This window comes from Georgenia sp. M64 (assembly GCF_038049925.1).
GTDB lineage: Bacteria > Actinomycetota > Actinomycetes > Actinomycetales > Actinomycetaceae > Georgenia.
This window is the reverse complement of the sequence record NZ_CP145809.1, coordinates 1,709,114-1,724,997: the sequence shown is the minus strand read 5'-3', so window position 1 is coordinate 1,724,997 and position 15,884 is coordinate 1,709,114. Positions and strand designations below refer to the sequence as shown.

14 protein-coding genes are annotated in these 15,884 nt (G+C 71.8%); 11 read left to right on the top strand and 3 right to left on the bottom strand.

Features of this window, described 5'->3' with window-relative positions; genetic code table 11:
* Positions 1-107: 107 nt before the first annotated feature.
* From AAEM63_RS07775 to AAEM63_RS07725, 11 genes are all read left to right on the top strand, one after another.
* Positions 108-449 (top strand): NADH-quinone oxidoreductase subunit A, encoded by a 342-nt coding sequence (locus tag AAEM63_RS07775; protein ID WP_341360971.1) that lies wholly within the window; start codon positions 108-110, stop codon positions 447-449.
* Positions 440-1,615, top strand: coding sequence for a hypothetical protein (locus tag AAEM63_RS07770; RefSeq protein WP_341360970.1), 1,176 nt, complete (start codon positions 440-442; stop codon positions 1,613-1,615). Before AAEM63_RS07775 ends, AAEM63_RS07770 begins: the two co-directional genes overlap by 10 nt.
* Positions 1,608-2,552 (top strand): complex I subunit 1 family protein, encoded by a 945-nt coding sequence (locus AAEM63_RS07765; protein WP_341360969.1) that lies wholly within the window; start codon positions 1,608-1,610, stop codon positions 2,550-2,552. Before AAEM63_RS07770 ends, AAEM63_RS07765 begins: the two co-directional genes overlap by 8 nt.
* Before the next feature lie 114 nt (positions 2,553-2,666).
* A complete protein-coding gene (locus tag AAEM63_RS07760; RefSeq protein WP_341360968.1) occupies positions 2,667-3,236 on the top strand; it encodes an NADH-quinone oxidoreductase subunit J in 570 nt (189 codons plus the stop codon).
* Positions 3,233-3,550, top strand: coding sequence for an NADH-quinone oxidoreductase subunit K (locus AAEM63_RS07755; protein ID WP_341360967.1), 318 nt, complete (start codon positions 3,233-3,235; stop codon positions 3,548-3,550). Before AAEM63_RS07760 ends, AAEM63_RS07755 begins: the two co-directional genes overlap by 4 nt.
* Positions 3,547-5,478 carry a proton-conducting transporter membrane subunit gene (locus AAEM63_RS07750; protein WP_341360966.1) on the top strand — a complete coding sequence of 644 codons (1,932 nt, stop codon included), beginning with the start codon at positions 3,547-3,549 and terminating at the stop codon, positions 5,476-5,478. Before AAEM63_RS07755 ends, AAEM63_RS07750 begins: the two co-directional genes overlap by 4 nt.
* A gap of 2 nt (positions 5,479-5,480) precedes the next feature.
* The gene (locus AAEM63_RS07745) at positions 5,481-7,511 is read left to right on the top strand and encodes an NADH-quinone oxidoreductase subunit M (RefSeq protein WP_341360965.1); all 2,031 of its coding nucleotides are present in this window, start codon (positions 5,481-5,483) and stop codon (positions 7,509-7,511) included.
* A 5-nt stretch (positions 7,512-7,516) separates the two neighbouring features.
* Positions 7,517-8,923, top strand: a complete 1,407-nt coding sequence (locus tag AAEM63_RS07740; protein WP_341361336.1) for an NADH-quinone oxidoreductase subunit N — start codon at positions 7,517-7,519, stop codon at positions 8,921-8,923.
* Between the two features lie 250 nt (positions 8,924-9,173).
* On the top strand, positions 9,174-9,452 hold the full coding sequence (locus AAEM63_RS07735) for a hypothetical protein (protein WP_341360964.1): 279 nt from the start codon (positions 9,174-9,176) through the stop codon (positions 9,450-9,452).
* A gap of 1 nt (position 9,453) precedes the next feature.
* Positions 9,454-10,362: a F510_1955 family glycosylhydrolase gene (locus AAEM63_RS07730; RefSeq protein ID WP_341360963.1), complete on the top strand. Its 909-nt coding sequence runs from the start codon at positions 9,454-9,456 to the stop codon at positions 10,360-10,362.
* Between the two features lie 17 nt (positions 10,363-10,379).
* Positions 10,380-12,032, top strand: coding sequence for an AarF/UbiB family protein (locus AAEM63_RS07725; RefSeq protein WP_341360962.1), 1,653 nt, complete (start codon positions 10,380-10,382; stop codon positions 12,030-12,032).
* On the opposite strand, the gene AAEM63_RS07720 is transcribed toward AAEM63_RS07725, so the two are convergent.
* The 3 genes from AAEM63_RS07720 to istA all read right to left on the bottom strand — a co-directional run bounded on the left by AAEM63_RS07720 (position 12,003) and on the right by istA (position 15,514).
* The gene (locus tag AAEM63_RS07720) at positions 12,003-12,857 is read right to left on the bottom strand and encodes an SGNH/GDSL hydrolase family protein (RefSeq protein WP_341360961.1); all 855 of its coding nucleotides are present in this window, start codon (positions 12,855-12,857) and stop codon (positions 12,003-12,005) included. The two genes, AAEM63_RS07725 and AAEM63_RS07720, sit on opposite strands and share 30 nt — an antisense overlap.
* A 315-nt stretch (positions 12,858-13,172) precedes the next feature.
* On the bottom strand, positions 13,173-13,982 hold the full coding sequence (gene istB / locus AAEM63_RS07715; RefSeq protein WP_341358079.1) for an IS21-like element helper ATPase IstB: 810 nt from the start codon (positions 13,980-13,982) through the stop codon (positions 13,173-13,175).
* The gene (gene istA, locus AAEM63_RS07710; RefSeq protein ID WP_341358078.1) at positions 13,982-15,514 is read right to left on the bottom strand and encodes an IS21 family transposase; all 1,533 of its coding nucleotides are present in this window, start codon (positions 15,512-15,514) and stop codon (positions 13,982-13,984) included. The genes istB and istA overlap by 1 nt, the downstream gene beginning before the upstream one ends.
* Between the last annotated feature and the right edge of the window lie 370 nt (positions 15,515-15,884).

The window sequence follows — 15,884 nt, the reverse complement described above, 5'->3', positions numbered from 1 at the left end:
ACCGTTCCGCTGGCCGCGGACGGACACGTCACCTAACCTGGCACCCACTCGCTTGGGGCGCCCTGTTGGTCCCGCCCAGTCCCGACGATTTGCCCGCAGGAGGTCCGATGGCAGCGGCGGCGTCGATGCTCCTTGCGACGCTCGCCCTGGTCGGCGGCATCTTCGGGCTGGCTCGTGCTGCCACCCGGACGCGGCAGCCCGCGCAGTCTTTGCCGTTCGAGTCGGGTGGCCTTCCCGAGCAACACGCAGTCTCGCGCTACCACGTGCGCTGGTACACCGTGACGGTGCTCTTCCTCGCCTTCGACATGGAGATGATCTTCATGTACCCCTGGGCGGTCGTGGTCGCCCAGCTCGGCGCCGCCGCCGTGGTGGAGATGTTCGTCTTCCTTCTGCTGCTGCTCGTCGGCGTGCTGTACGTGTGGCGAGAGGGGGCACTGCGGTGGACCTGATCGCGCGGCTCGCACCCTGGGCTCTGGCACGGCCCAGGGTCCTGGTCGTGGACGGGCCGGGGACAAACGAGCTCCGGTGGGATCTCGAGGCGGAGCTCGACCGGCGGGGATGGGTCCTGGCGAAGTCGCCGGCCCGCACGGACATTCTCCTCACCGTGGGCCGGCTCGGCGACGAGCTCTCCGCGGCCGCAGACGTGCTGTGGTCCCAGGTACCGACGCCCTGTCACCGGACATCGCTCACCGCTGGGCCGGTTGCCAGCCAGCTCGACACCGCCGCCGAAGCCCTGATGAGCGCAGGCGCGTGGGCCCGGGACGAGTCCAACCACGACCCCGTGGTCCTGCTCGCGGTGAGGCGTTCAACCGGAGCCCACGCCGACCACGGCGCAGACCACGGCGGCCACGGCGAAGACCACGGCGCCGACCACGGCGCAGACCACGCAGACCACGGCGGCCACGCAGACCACGGCGGTCACGGCGGTCACGGCGGTCACGGCGGTCACGGCGGCGACGGCGGCCACGGCGGTCACGGCGGCGACGGCGGCCACGGCGGTCACGGCGGCGACGTAGCGGGTCTGCCGATGGCAAAGACCTCGGCAGATCGTGACGGACTTACGCTCGACGCCCTGACCGTCCGGCTCGGACCGGTGCTGCCCGGCTGGCCCACCGGCCTCGTGCTTCGAAGCTCCATGCAGGGGGATGTGCTCACTGACGTCAACCTGAGCTGGGCCGACGCCGCTCCACCCCTGGACGCGGGGACCGAACCGGCCGTCCGCGCGCTTGACGCGCTGAGCCGCTTCCTCATCGTGGCGGGCTGGCCCGCCGCGGCGCGGGAGGCACGCGAGGCTCGAGACGCTCGGCGCTCGTCGCCCGATCAGGCGGAGGCCCTGAAGCTGGTGAACCGCCTCACCCGAAAGGTGAGCCGCTCCCGGACGCTGGCCTGGTCGGTCCGCGGCATCGCCCCCACGCTCGGCGGCGGGGACGTGCTGGGACGGGTGCGCCGGTGGTGCGACACGGCTGAGCACGGGGCACCCGCCCACGCCGTCACCCTGGAAGAGCTCGCACCTGCCCTCGAGGGGATGGAACTCGCCGCTGCCCGGCTGGCGGTAGCCAGTGTGGAGCTGCGACACGCTCCTGTTCCGGCGGGCGGCGGGCAGGGCCATGCCTGAGTCCCTCACCCTGTCCGACTCCGTCGGCATGCTTCTCGCCGTCGTCCTGGTCGTTGCGGTCGGCCTGGCGCTGGGCCTGCTGGTCGCGGCCGTCGACCGTGTGGTCCTCAACGGTGGGCGGCTCGGCGGGGCGGTGGATCCCGTGCGGTCGGCCCTCCGTGCCCTCATCGAGCAGCGACGCACCACTCTCGCGCCCGACCGACTGCTCGGCCGCATCGGTGCCGGTGCCGTGCTGGTGCTCGCCCTGCTCTCGGTGGCGGTGATCCCCCTGACCGGGCGGAGCCTGGTCTCCACCAGCGCGGACATCGTCTGGTTCAACGCCGCCGAGGCGCTGCTGTGGGCGGCCGTGTGGCTCGTGGGATGGGCCCCCAACGCGGTTCACCCGCTCGTCGGGGGGTACCGGTTCCTTGCCCAGGGGCTGGCGTACGAGCTGCCCCTGATGTTCACGCTCATCACCACCGCCGTCGCGGCCCGCTCTCTGCGCACGACCGACATCGTGGCCGCGCAGGCCGATCTGTGGTTCATCGTCTCCATGCCGCTGGCGTTCGCGGTCTTCCTCGCCAGCGGTGCCGCGTTCGCGTTCTGGGGTCCGTTCGCTGCACCGGCCGGGGCTGACATCGCAGGCGGTGTGCTCGCCGAGCTCTCCGGACCGGACCGCCTGCTCGTCGAGACCGGCCGGGCGGTCTTCCTCGGCGCTACTGCCGCCATGGCGACGACGCTGTTCCTCGGGGGGCACACCGGCCCGGTCCTGCCCGGCCCGGTGTGGTTCCTGCTCAAGACGGCGGCGGTGGTCGTGCTCGTCGTCGTCACAGGTCGGCGGCTGCCGTTGATCCGGCCGGACCGGTTCGTCGAGGTGGCCTGGATGGTTCTTGTGCCGCTGACGCTGCTCCAGGCCCTGGTGGTGGCCGTCCTTGCGGTGAACGGGTTCTACCCATGAGGGCCGGACCGAGGAGCATGCGCGAAGCGGAGGAGCACCCGCCGACGGGGAGGTCGGGTCCGGCCGCCGCAGGCAGGGACACACAGTCGAGCGTGGAGGTCAGTACCGATGTCGATGAGTGAGATCCTTCCCGTCGCAGCGCTGACGCTGGGGGTGGTCGCCGTCGTCCTGGGCGTCTTCGTCTTCGTGGTGGACTCCATGGCCCGGGCCACCTTCGCCCTCCTGGGCTCCTTCCTCGCCGTCGCCGGCATCATGCTCGTTCTCGACCTGCACTACCTGGCGCTTGTCACCGCGCTGATGATGACCATGGAGATGGCGGTCATGGCGGTGTTCATGATCATGTTCATGATGAACCCGGCGGGGCTGATGCCCATGACCATGGTGCACAACGCGAGGGGCTCGGCGGTCGCCGGGGCAGCGGTGTTCGCCGCCCTGACCGCCGGGGTGTGGCTGGCCGACTGGCCGACCCGCCGCGGTACCACCCCGGCGGACGCCACCGTGCAGATCGGCCAGGCAGTGATGGGCGAGTACATGCTCGTCATGATCGTGGTGGGCGTGAGCCTGTTCGCCACCATTCTCGCGGGGACCGTGCTGGCCACCGGACGGGGCCGCTACGACCGGTTCGGCCCTGATCTGAGCCGTCGACAGCCGCAGGACCCGGTGCCCGGGGGGTTGGCGCGATGAGCGAGACGCTGCTGCTCCAGCTGCTTCTCACCGTGGCTGCGGCCCTGGTGGGGGTGGGGATCTTCGGGGCCCTGTCCCAGCAGTCCATCGTCATGGTGATGATGGGCCTGGAGCTCCTGGTCAACGGCATCCTCCTCGCCGGCGCCTCCGCCTGGTACTTCCTGAGTCCGGACGCACCGGACGGGCAGATGCTCGTCGTCCTGGCCCTGGTGGTCATGGCGGTGGAGATGGTCATGGGCTTCGCCGCGACCATCGCGATCTACCGGGCCAGGCAGGTCGACATGGTGGACATGGCGACGGAGCTGCGCGGGTGACCGCCCAGGCCGCGCCCGCCGCCCTGGCCGCGCTGGTGCTGATGCCCGCCCTTGCCGGGCTGGCCCTGCTCCTGGCCGGCCGCCGGGCGGACCGGGCGGCCGGCCCGGTGGCCGTCGTCGCCGCCGCGCTCACCGGCGCCCTGGCCGCCGTCGTCGCGACGCTCCGGCCCAGGGCCACGGCACCGTTCCTGGGTCTGGTCGACGGCGGTGAGCTCGCACTGGCCGTCGACGGCCTCTCCGCGGTGCTGGTGGTGGGGGTGGCCGTCGTCGCCGCGGCGGTGATGATCTTCGCCGTCGCCGACACGGCGCGCGCGGCGGCCCGGGCACGCTTTTTCGGCTACCTCCTGCTCTTCACCGCCGCGATGCTCGCCACGGTCACCGCGACGACGCTGCCGACGCTGCTGCTGGCCTGGGAGGTCATGGGTGCGACCAGCTACGCGCTCATCGGGTTCCACTGGTACCAGGCCGGCAAGGTGGCCGCCGGCACCACCGCCTTCCTCGCCACCCGGGCAGGTGATCTGGGCCTGTATGTCGCGGCCGGGGCGGCGCTCGCCGGGACGGGCTCCCTGGAGCTGACGAGTCTGGCGACGGCGTCCGGGGGGTGGCGGGACGTGGCCGCCGCCGGTGTCCTCCTCGCGGCGCTGGGGAAGTCCGCCCAGCTGCCGTTCTCGGCGTGGCTCTCTGCCGCGATGGAGGGTCCCAGTGCCGTCAGCGCCCTCCTTCACTCGGCGACCATGGTCGCAGCCGGCGGGTACCTGCTGCTGCGCCTGGAGCCGCTGCTCGAGGGATGGGCCGGCCCTGCGGCGGCCTGGATCGGGGCCCTGACTGCCGTCGTGCTGGGCCTCGTGGCTGCGGCCCAGACCGACCTCAAGCAGCTCCTCGCCGCGAGCACCGCGGCGCAGATCGGGTTCGTCGTGCTCGCGGCCGGGGTCGGCTCCGTGGCGGGTGGCACGGCCCAGCTCCTCGCCCACGCCGCGGTCAAGGCGGGGCTGTTCGTCATCGCCGGGGTGTGGCTGACCTCCCTGGGCACCAAGAAGCTCTCCGAGCTGCGGGGAGCGGCCCGCCGTCATCGCGGCGTGGGCGCGGCAGTGACCGTGACAGCGCTCGCGCTGGCCGGGGTCCCTCCGTTGTCCCTGTGGGTCACCAAGGACTGGGCGATGGCCGGGGCGGAGGGCCCGCTGCGCCTGACGGCCCTGGTTGCTGCGGCGCTCTCCGCCGTGTACGCCGGGCGTGTACTCGCCGTGGTCCTGGCCGCCCCGCCCGGGGCGGGCGACGGCGAACCGGCTCGTGAACCGCGCGGGACCGGTCGGGTCCCGGTCTCGGTCACCGCCGTGGCGTGGATGTTCGCCCTGGCGACGCCGGCGCTCGCCCTGCTCGGCGTACCAGCGGTCGCCGAGCGGCTTGCCCTCGCGGTCGGGGATGCGGCGCACCCGCCGAGCCTGGGTGAGCTCGCCGTGAGCGGTGGGATCGCCGTGGTGACGCTCGGCCTGGTCGTGTCCCGGCCTCACGTACTCGCGCCGTTGCGGCACGGCGGACTCGCCGGGTGGGCGGGGTTGGGGTCGTTGCTGAGCCCCCGGCCGTGGCTGGCGGTCGCGCGCGGCGCCGCGACCGTGGACGAGCAGGTCATCGACCGCGGCGTGCACGCGGCCGGTGCCCTTGCGCTGCGCGTTGCTGCGCTCCTGCGCCGTGCCGATGACACCATCGTCGATGGTGCCGTGGGAGCGCTCGCCGCCGGCACGCGACGGGGAGGCCATGTCATGGCCGCCGTCGACGGCCGCGTCGTCGACGCCGCCGTGATGGCCTTCGGTGCGGCAGTTCGACGCCTCGGCGGATTCATGCGCCGACCGCAGACCGGCCTGCTGCACCAGTACTACGCCCAGGCACTGCTCGGTCTGGGTGTCCTTCTTGTTGTGCTCCTGGTGAGGTGACCATGCTGACCGTTGTCGTCCTGCTCCCGGTCGTGGTGGCCGGCGCCCTGCTGGTGCTGCCGGTCTCGGACCGCGCCGCGTTGCGCGTCTGGGTCGGGGCGGCCGCCGTCGACCTCGCCCTCGTGGTGTGGATGTGGGTGAACTTCGACCCCGGGACCGGCGCCCGCGGCATCGTGGACGGGATCGCCTACGAGACGAGCGTGCAGTGGATCCCGACCGTCGACGCGTCCTACCACGTGGGCGTGGACGGGCTGTCCCTCCCCCTCATCGCTCTGACCGCGGTCCTGTTCCTGGCGACCGCGGTCTGGTCGCTGCGTGAGGACCGGCGCCCACGCCGCTACGCCGCACTGTTCCTCTTCCTCCAGACCGCCAGCCTGGGCACCTTCGCGGCGCTGGACCTCATCCTCTTCTTCGTCTTCTTCGACCTGTCGATCGTGGGGATGTACTTCGTCATCGCGGGATGGGGCCACGGCAACAACCGGCGCAGCGCACTGAAGTTCTTCCTGTACACCTTCGTCGGCTCGCTCGCGCTGCTCGTCGGCTTCATCGGGTTGTTCCTCGGCGGGGAGGAGCGCACCTTCGACATGGTCCGGCTCGCCGCGAACCCACCGCTGGAGGACTCCCCGCTGCTCGGAGGGTTGGTACTGCTGGCGATCGGTCTCGGCCTGGCGGTGAAGACGCCGCTCTTCCCGTTCCACACCTGGTTGCCCGACGCGCACACCGACGCCCCGGCAGCCGGCTCGGCCATCCTCGCCGGTGTCCTCCTGAAGCTGGGCACGTACGGCTTCGTCCGGATCGCCATGCCGATGCTCCCGGGGGCTTGGCAGCGCTGGGCCATGGTCGCCGTGGTGATCGGGGTGATCAGCGTGCTGTGGGGGGCTTTCGTGGCCCTGGCACAGCGCGACGCCAAGCGGATGATCGCCTACACCTCGGTGAACCACATGGGCTACGTGATTCTCGGGCTGGGGGCGGCCGGCCTCGTGGCGGCCGACGAGCAGGCGCGCACCATCGCGACCGTCGGAGCGCTGGTGCAGATGGTGAGCCACGGGCTGCTCACGGGGGCGCTCTTCCTGCTCGCCGGGGTCCTCTGGACGCGCGGCCGGACCTATGACTTCAGCCGGTGGGGCGGCCTCGCGCGCCCGGCGCCGCTGTTCGCCGCCGCTTTCGCCGTGGCCGCCTTTGGCTCGCTGGGCCTGCCCGGGTTCTCTTCTTTCATCGCCGAGTTCCAGATCTTCACCGGCACGCTGCAGGCGGCCCCGGTGGCGGGGGTCATCGCCGTGACCGGGATCCTTGTTACCGCCGGGCTCTTCCTGCTTGCGGTGCAGCGACTGCTCACGGGCCGCACCCTGCTGAGCGCGACGGAGCGCGACGAGGCCCGAGATGACGACGGGGACGAGTTCGGCGCGGACGAGTTCGGTGTGGACGACACCGTGGTCCCGGCCGTCATCACCGCTGGTGGGCACGCGGGTCACATGGCCGGTGGCCACCACCACCCCGACGGTCCCCGCTTGAACAGTCGCCGTGACGACAGCAGCACCAGCGGCCACGACAGTGCACACCAGACCCACGGCGGGGGGCCCGCCGACCACGACGGACACGACGGACACACCGCTGACCACGGAGGCCACGACGGACACGCCAGGGGTGACAGCACCGGCGGCGCGATGGATCACCCCACCGGCCATTCACCTCACGGTGGTCACACCGACCACCACAACACTCACACCGCCCCCGAAGAGGCCGCGGACGACCCGCCTCGGCACGATCAGGATCAGGATCAGGACCAGCACCAGGACCTCACGGCAGGCGACGCTGCGCCCGTGACCGACCCGGTGGACCAGGCTCCGCCTGTCGCACCGGACGGGCCGGACGGGCCGCTCCGTGCGGCGCAATTCGCAGACCTCTCCGGCCGGGAGGGTGCCGCGATCCTGCCCCTGCTCGCGCTCTCCGTCATCGTCGGCCTGCTGCCCCGCTTCCTGCTGGACGTCGTCGAGCCGGCCGCTGCGGCCCTCGTGTCGCTCGTCTCCCGGTGACCGGGATGGAGGGGATGTCGGGCAGCCCGGTGGACCTGCTTCCCGAGCTCGTCCTGGTGCTCGGTGCCGTCGCCACCCTGCTTCTGGGCCTGTGGACGCCTCAGGCGTTGCAGGTCCGCGCCGGGGCGGTGGCCGTCCTGGCGGCACTGGGCAGCGCGGTCGCGTCAGCCTCGGCGCTGGGCTCGGGGCGGGTGGTGTACGGCGGTACGTGGACCGTCGACGACGCGGCGGGAGCGGCGCGGTTGACCATCACGTTGGCCACCGCTGCCGTCATCGTCCTCGCTTCCTCCTCGCTGCGGGGACACCCGCGCCAGACCGAGGCCTACGTCCTGATGCTCCTCGGCGCGACCGGGGCGATGGTCTTGGCGGCCGCGTCGGATCTGCTCATGCTCGTCGCCGGGTACTTGCTGGCCAGCGTGCCCCTCTATGCCCTGGCGGGCTTCCGCAAGGACGACCGCGGGGTGGAGGCGACGCTGAAGTACTACCTCATGGGGGCCTTCGCGGGAGTCCTCATGCTCCTCGGTGTGGCCGCCCTGGTCCTTGCCGCAGGCGTCACCGACTATGCGAGCCTGGGAGCCGGACTGCCCGAAGCCCCGGTCCCGCTGGTCGCGGTGGGCGTGGTCGGGCTGCTGGCCGGCGTGGGCTTCAAGGCGGGCGTGGTACCGGTGCACTTCTGGGTGCCCGACGTCACCGCGGGAACCACCCCGGCCATCGCTGCCTTTCTCACCACCATCCCGAAGATCGGTGCAGCGGTGGCGGCATTCCGGTTGGTCCGCGACCCCCTCTCCGGGATCGCGCTCGACGTCCCGCTGGTGGTCGCGGTGATCGCGGCGGGCAGCATGACGCTGGGCAACCTCGCGGCGTTCCAGCAGCAAGAGGTGTTGCGGCTGCTCGGGTACTCCACGGTCAGCCAGGTGGGATACCTCTTCATGGTGGTGGCGGTCGCGGCCCGCACCGACCTCGCCTTCCCGGCCCTCGCCATCTACCTCGCCGGATACGCCGTGACCAACATCGGCGCCTTTGCCGCGGGGGCGGCGCTACCGCAGGCTCGGACCCTGACGCAGTGGGCGGACGCCTCTCGGGGCCAGCCCGGTCTGGTGCTCAGCCTTGTCGTCGTCCTCCTCGGCCTGGTAGGAACACCGCCCACCGCGGTTTTCGTGGCGAAGCTGGCCGTGTTCTCGGCCGCGGCCGACGGGGCGCTGGGATGGTTGGTGGTGCTGGCAGCGGTCAACACTGTCGCCAGCCTGTTCTACTACCTGCGGTGGTTCGGCCCGGCCGTGAGGCGCAGCAGCCCATCCAGCACCACCCGGGCGCGGCGAAGTCTTCCGCTGCTCACCGCTCACACGGCAGCCGTGACTTCCGTTGTGCTCGGGGTCGGCGCCGGCGCGTGGCTGACCCTGGTCGCCGCCTGAGCCCCACAGTGTCGGAGTGCCCACCGTGGGCTGGAGCCCGGACCCGCGTCTCGGTAGTCCACGACGGACGGATCGCCCGTGCCGCCGTCCAGTGGCCGCCGGCACCGGCTGGATCCTGACGGCGGCGCCGGCCGAGAGTTCGTGAAGGTTCGCTGAAGACATGGCCCGTTCGGGCTTCCGCGCGCCTGACGCCATACCCCGCGGGGGTAGCCTCGACACGAGATGGCACGACGACCGAAGGAGGAGCGTGATGGATCACAAGCACGAGGACCACGACCACAAGCACGGGGGTAACGGTGGGGGCGGCTGTTGCTCCGACGGGGGCCACGACCACGGCCACCACGGCGACGTCGTCGCTGGCCCCGGCGACGACGTGGTCACCTGCGCGGTGATGGGCAACCCGACCGTGCGCTCGCGGGCCGAGGCGAGCGGGCTCGTGCGCGACTTCGAGGGCGAGCGCTACTACTTCTGCTGCGGGCACTGCGCCGAGACCTTCGACGCCGACCCGCTGGCGTACACCGCCGCCTGACATGCCCGATGGTGCAGGACCCGTGCGGCGTGTCCGGCACGCGACCCTTACCGTCGCAGCCATCGCCCTTGCACTGGGCGGCGGCGCGACGTGGCTGGTGCTGCGGGGGGTGCCGGGGCAGGCGCAGCCGACGGACGAGTTCGCCAACGTCCTCATGCACGTACACGGCCTCGGCGTCGACCCCGCCGACGGTGTCCTGTACGCGGCGAGCCACACGGGCCTGTTCCGCCTTCCTGAGGACCCCTCGGGCAAGGCCGAGCGGGTCGCCGACCGATGGCAGGACACCATGGCCTTCACCGTGGTCGGACCCAACCGGTTCCTCGCCAGCGGCCACCCGGACCTGCGCGAGGATGAACCGGACATGCTCGGCCTCATCGAGAGCCGCGACGCCGGGGGGACCTGGGAGGCGCTCTCCCGGCAGGGCGTGAGCGACTTCCACGTCCTGCAGCCCGCGGGCGGCCTCCTCTACGGCTACGACAGCACCGCCGGCCGGCTGCTCGTCACCGTTGACCAGGAGACGTGGCAGCCGCGGTCCACGATGGTGATGACTGCCCTGGCAGCCAACCCGGCCGACACCGGAACCCTCCTGGCCGTCGCCGCCGACGGCGGGCTGCGGCGCAGCGAAGACGGCGGTCGGTCCTTCACACCGCTGCCGGGAACCCCGGTCCTGGCCACGCTGGCGTGGCCGGACCCCGGTGTGGTGTACGGCACCGACCCCGATGGGACGGTGCTCACCAGCCCCGACGGGGGCACGACCTGGCAGCCGCGCGGCACCCTGGACGGACCGGCCGCAGCCCTGACGGCCGAGGACCTCGCCACCGTCCACGTCGCCACCGACACGGGCGTCTACACCTCGACCGACGGCGGTAGGACCTTCGAGGTCCGCTACCCCATCACGCTCGGCCGGTAACGCGGGGGTCGGCACACATGAGCCCGAGGACGCAGCGCTACCGCGAGATCGTGGAGATCCTGTCCGTGCATGGCTTCGGTTTCGCGGTCGGCGCCATGGGGATGACCGGCAGGTTCCCGTTCCGGCGGGGACTACCCGGCCACCAAAGGGGCCGGACGTACGCGCAGCCGGAGCACCTCCGGCTCGCGCTCGAGGAGCTGGGCCCCACGTTCGTCAAGATCGGGCAGATCCTGTCCACCCGTGCCGACCTGCTGCCACCGGGCTACCTCACCGAGGTAGCCCGGCTCCAGGACGACGTCGCGCCGGTGCCGGTCGCCGCGGTGCTGGAGACGATCACCGAGGAGCTGGGCGCTGTCACCATCTTCGACACCCTCGACCGCGACCCCCTGGCCAGCGCCTCGATCGGTCAGGCACACGCGGCCACCGTGGCGGGGGCGCGGGTCGTGGTCAAGGTCCGCCGGCCCGGCGTGGTGGCAGTGGTCACCGAGGATCTGGAGATCCTTCAGGACCTCGCGGCGCGCGCGACCCGCCACTGGGAGGTCGCCCGCGACCACGACGTCGTCGGGATCGCCCAGGAGTTCGCCGCCACGCTGCGCAACGAGCTCGACTACCTCCGGGAGGGCCGCAACGCCGAACGATTCGCGGCCGCCTTCGCCGCAGATCCCGCGGTCCACATCCCGGCAGTGCTGTGGGAGACCACCACCTCCCGGGTCCTGACGCTCGAACGCATCCGGGGGGTCAAGATCGACGACGCCGACGCGCTGGTCGCCGCAGGGATCGACCGGCCCGCCCTGGCCCGGCGGGCCGCGAGCGTGCTGTGCAAGATGGTCTTCGAGGACGGCTTCTTCCACGCCGACCCTCACCCCGGGAACTTCTTCGTCGAGGCCGACGGCAGGCTCGGGATCATCGACTTCGGCATGGTGGGCGAGATCGACGACGCCCTCCGAGAGAACCTGGGCGACCTCCTCGTCGCCGTCATGGGCTCGGACGTCGACGGGGCCACCGACGCAGTCCTCCACCTCAACCGGTCCGGCGGGACCGTCGACCGGCCCGCCCTGCGTGCTGACCTCGCACGGCTGGTGCAGACATTCAGCAACCGCTCGCTCGCCGACTTCCCGGTCACCGCCCTGATCAACGACCTCCTGGTGACCCTTCGCCGTCACCACCTGCGCATGCCCACCGACATGGCTCTGCTGTTCAAGACCTTGATCATGGCCGAGGGGCTGGGGGAACGGCTGGACCCCGACTTCCGACTCGTCGACGTCCTCGCGCCGTACGCCGAAAATCTGGTCTCCCAGCGATTCTCCGCCGACGCCCTGCCCCGGCTGATCACCGCGCTCACCCACGACCTACGATCAGCCGGTGCCGGCGTGCCTCGCGCACTGCGCGGCCTGATCGAGGCGCTCGAGCAAGGCAGTGTCGACGGACCAGGACGCACCGACGAGCTCCGTGCCGTGCTCGACCACGTCGACCGTGTGGGCAACCGCATCCTCGCCGCAGTTGTCGCAGCCACTGTCGTCGATGGTCTGGGCCGGGCGGTCTTCACCGCCCCTGACCGGTGGTCCGCGCTGCGCGCACGACTGGTCCTCACGGGAGCCGGAGGCCTCGCGGCGCTGATCGCCTACCTGACGCGTACCTCCTCACGGGACCCCGGACGGCCCGGCACCTGAACAGGTACCGGCATCCCCTGCCACACCTTCCTCGTGCCTGCCTGCGAGATGCCCGGTAGCGCCCTGCGGGATGCCCCGCCAGCGCTCGGACGACCCCAGGTGGGCGAGGACGGCCGGCGCCAACGCGTCGGCGATCCGGCCGTAGCCAATCGCCGACGGATGGAAGGAGTCGGTGCTCATCATGTCCGGGTCCTCGACGAACTCCTCACCCACGGCACCGACGACGTCGACCAGGCGCACCCGCGGCCGTGGGGCCGCTGCGCGGCGCTGGACCGCCCCGACCATGCTGCCGTACCCGCGTGCCGCCGACATCACAGGGCCCGGCAGCGCCCGCATGGCCCGGAACTCCGGCAGGCTCGACATCACCACGGGCGCACCGATCGTCTCGAGCGCGTCGAGCATCGCCTCACAAGTGCGGGTCAACGCGAGCGGTGAGGTGGCGTGGATGACGTCGTTCGTCCCGACAACCAGGACCGATACGTCAGGTGTCCGGCGCACCGCCGGGACCTGCCGGGTCAGCACGTCCAGGGTCCGCGCACCCGAACGGGCGTAGCCCACCACGTGCACGGCACGCCCGGTCGCGTCGGCCACCCGCTGGGCAAGCTGTACCGACAGGACGTCGTCGAGCCGGTCGACGCCGACGCCCGCCATGGCCGAGTCACCGAACGCCCCGAGCTCGACGACGCCGGCGTCGGCACCGGCGCCCGTGGACGGGGTCACCGTCACATCCACCGCCAGGGGGGCCGTCGAGGGCCAGTCCCGTCGGCGCAACGCGGCCACCTGGGCCCGGGCGAGCGCCGCGGCCAGGGCCGTCATCACCGTCATCAGGGCCAGTGCCCCTCCTCCGATGGCCCCGACCGCGCCACCCCTCACACGGTCTCCTGCGCGTTGGGCGCCGAGCTCGTCGCCGGGGCGCTGGAGGTCAACCGTTCGCATCTTCGTCGTCCTCTCGTCACAGGTTCGAATACCCGGAGGGGGTAGGGGCTTCGGGTGGGTGAAGTCTCCCCCGCGTCGGGGGTGTCAAGGGACAGTGGGAACTGCCCAGGGGCGGTCGTGAGACCTGCCCGGTGACGGTCACGGGATCTGCCCGGTGATGGCCATGGGATCTGCCCAGGGGCTGGCCATCACCGGCCCGGGTGGTCAGGCCAAGGGCGTCACTCCTCGACCGGAGAGGGCCTGGGACAGGCGGACGGACTCGCCGCTGGTCTGGCAGACGTGGGCGTGGTGGAGGAGCCGGTCGACGGTCGCGGTGGCGATGGTCTTGGGCATGAGCTCGTCGAACCCGGCGGGGTGGAGGTTGGAGCTGATCGCGACGGCTCGTTTCTCGTAGGCGGCGTCGACGAGGCGGTAGAGGCCCTCGGCGGCGTCGGTGGCGACCGGGAGGAGGCCGATGTCGTCGACGACCACGAGGTCGGCGCGCAGCACCTTCGCGATGGCCTTGGTGACGGTGTCGTCGGCGCGGTGCCTGCGCAGGAGGGCGCCGAGGTCTTCGAGGGTGAACCACGAGACCCGCAGGCCTTGCTCGACGGCTTGGTGCCCCAGGGCCTCGAGCAGGAACGTCTTCCCGGTCCCCGACGGCCCGCAGACGACGAGGTTCTCCTTGCGGTGGACCCACTCCAGGGTCCGTAGCGCGTGCTGGGTCGGGACCGGGATCGAGGACGCGGCCTCGTCCCAGGCGTCGAACGTCTTGCCGGTGGGGAACCCGGCCGCGGTCCGGCGGGTGGCCAGGGAGGCCCGGTCCCGGCCGGCGGCCTCCTCGGCGAACAGGGCCCGTAGAACCTCGACGGGTTCCCAGCGTTGGGCCTTGGCGGTGGCGATGACCTCGGGTGCCTGGTGGCGGATGTGGGGCAGGCGCAGCCGGCGGAGCAGGGCCTCGAGGTCGCCGGGTAGCGGCGGCGCGGACGGCACTCCCAGGGCCGGCACGCTCGTGCGTGTGGTCGTGGTGGTCATCAGGCCACCTCCTCGACGCCGGGGCTGGCGGGCGGTTGCTGGCCCAGGGCGGCCCAGCCGGCGGTGCCCTGGGTCAAGGAGCGGTCCTCCCCGGCGCGGTGGACCTCACCGTCGCTCGTGCCCGCGTGGTTCAGGATCGAGGGCAGGTCGGCCTCGGCGAAGCGGGCGTGGACGGCGGCGTGGCCCAGGGCCCAGTCGACCTCACCGGGATCGAAGAGCTTGGCCAGGGCGACGGCCTCGGCCATCTTGACCCGCATCTTCGTCGTGCCGGCCGCGGCGGCCTCGCTCAGCCAGAGCCGGGCCCCGTCACCCAGGGCGAGGAACTCGATCTCCGCGGCGCTCTTCGGACGCGGCCGGCGCTCCAGGGCACCGGCCGGGGCGGGCGGGAAGTGCGCGTCGTCGATGCTCGGGGAGCCCGGTGTGGCGCGGGCGTGGCGGGCGACCTCGACCGGGCCGGACTCGCCGGCGTGGACGATGACGACCTGCTCCCCAGGCCCGGCGCCGTAGGTGCGGACCCACACCCTCTCCCCGAGGAGGTGATGCGGCACGGAGTACTGCCCGGCCTCGAAGGTCACCATCGGGGAGTTCGCCGGCACCTGCCGTGTCAGCCCGAACGCGACCGTGTGCGGGGCCGCCGGCAGGGCATGCAGGCGGGCGCGTTCCTCGGCCAGCATCTCCGCCGGGACCCGCCGGGTGACCCGGTGGACCCGGTGATTGACCAGATCGGTGAACGCCTGACAGGCCGCCTCGAGCTCGGCGAACGAGGCGTAACCGGGCAGCAGGTTCGTCTCCTTCGGGACCAGGTCGGCCTTGGCGACCTTGACCGTGGCCTCCGTCCCGCCCTTGCTTGCCGGGTCGGCCGGCTCGCACGTGAGCACGCTGACCCCGTAGTGCCGGGCGAAGGCCACCATCTGCGGGTTCCGCACCGCCATCCCGGCGATGTGCTCGACGGTGACGGTCTTCTCGTTGTCGGTCAGCACATACGTCGGCACCCCACCCAGAACCCGGAAGACCTGGTCCAGGGCGGCGAACACGCTCGGCATCGTCTTGTCCCTGATCGCCAGCACGACCCGGAACCTCGACCACGCCAGCCACGCGCAGAACAACACCGTCCGCGCGCCGTCGATGACCGGGCCGTCACCGAAGTCGTACTGCAACCACAGCCCCGGCTCGGTGACCCAGGGCCGATGCACCCGGGCCCTGCCCTGCCGGTAAGCCTTCTTCACCGCCGCGACCGCCCGGCGGGTTGTCCGCTCCGACCCGGTGAATCCCAGGGCAACCAGCTTGTCATGGGCGATGTCGGCGCGGATCTTGCCGTTGCTCTTGTCCACCCACTCCTCGACCTTGGGCAAGAACTCATCGATCAGCTGCGGACGGGCCGCCGGCCTCTCGCTCAACCGTCCCGCGTCACGAGCGGCGACGTATCGGGCGACGGTGTGATGGGAGACCCCGGCGAGCTCGCCGGCGTCCCTGTACGAACCAGTCAGATCAAACGCTTCGAGAATTTCCATGATCTCCTCGGCAGACTTCACGTTGTCCCTCCTCGGGGCGATGGGCGCTTCAGCACCGCCATCGCACCCGAGGAGGGGCCCCGAACCGCGTCAGCGCGGCAGGGCAGGAATGTCGTGTCGGGCAGATCCCATGACCGTCAGCGGGCAACTCTCACGACCGCCACCGGGCAGCTATCTGGCCGCCTCCGGGCAGTCTCCCGTGGCCGCCAACATCGGGGGTACAGGCGTGCACCATCTGATGAACGTTCGGTGAATCGTTGTTCCGGGCCACCCACGGCCGACGGACGTGATCAAAGGACCGTCCTCCCCGAGTGTCAACGGACAGTGGGATGTCCTTGTGGGCGGACAGGTGATTTCCCTGTGGGCGGACAGTTCATCTCCCTGTCCGCGG

Coding starts and splice junctions, on each gene's coding strand:
- AAEM63_RS07775 (WP_341360971.1), top strand. CDS start 108: ATGGCAGCGGCGGCGTCGATGCTCCTTGCGACGCTCGCCCTGGTCGGC.
- AAEM63_RS07765 (WP_341360969.1), top strand. CDS start 1,608: ATGCCTGAGTCCCTCACCCTGTCCGACTCCGTCGGCATGCTTCTCGCC.
- AAEM63_RS07760 (WP_341360968.1), top strand. CDS start 2,667: ATGAGTGAGATCCTTCCCGTCGCAGCGCTGACGCTGGGGGTGGTCGCC.
- AAEM63_RS07755 (WP_341360967.1), top strand. CDS start 3,233: ATGAGCGAGACGCTGCTGCTCCAGCTGCTTCTCACCGTGGCTGCGGCC.
- AAEM63_RS07745 (WP_341360965.1), top strand. CDS start 5,481: ATGCTGACCGTTGTCGTCCTGCTCCCGGTCGTGGTGGCCGGCGCCCTG.
- AAEM63_RS07740 (WP_341361336.1), top strand. CDS start 7,517: ATGGAGGGGATGTCGGGCAGCCCGGTGGACCTGCTTCCCGAGCTCGTC.
- AAEM63_RS07735 (WP_341360964.1), top strand. CDS start 9,174: ATGGATCACAAGCACGAGGACCACGACCACAAGCACGGGGGTAACGGT.
- AAEM63_RS07730 (WP_341360963.1), top strand. CDS start 9,454: ATGCCCGATGGTGCAGGACCCGTGCGGCGTGTCCGGCACGCGACCCTT.
- AAEM63_RS07725 (WP_341360962.1), top strand. CDS start 10,380: ATGAGCCCGAGGACGCAGCGCTACCGCGAGATCGTGGAGATCCTGTCC.
- AAEM63_RS07720 (WP_341360961.1), bottom strand. CDS start 12,857: ATGACGGTGATGACGGCCCTGGCCGCGGCGCTCGCCCGGGCCCAGGTG.
- istB (WP_341358079.1), bottom strand. CDS start 13,982: ATGACCACCACGACCACACGCACGAGCGTGCCGGCCCTGGGAGTGCCG.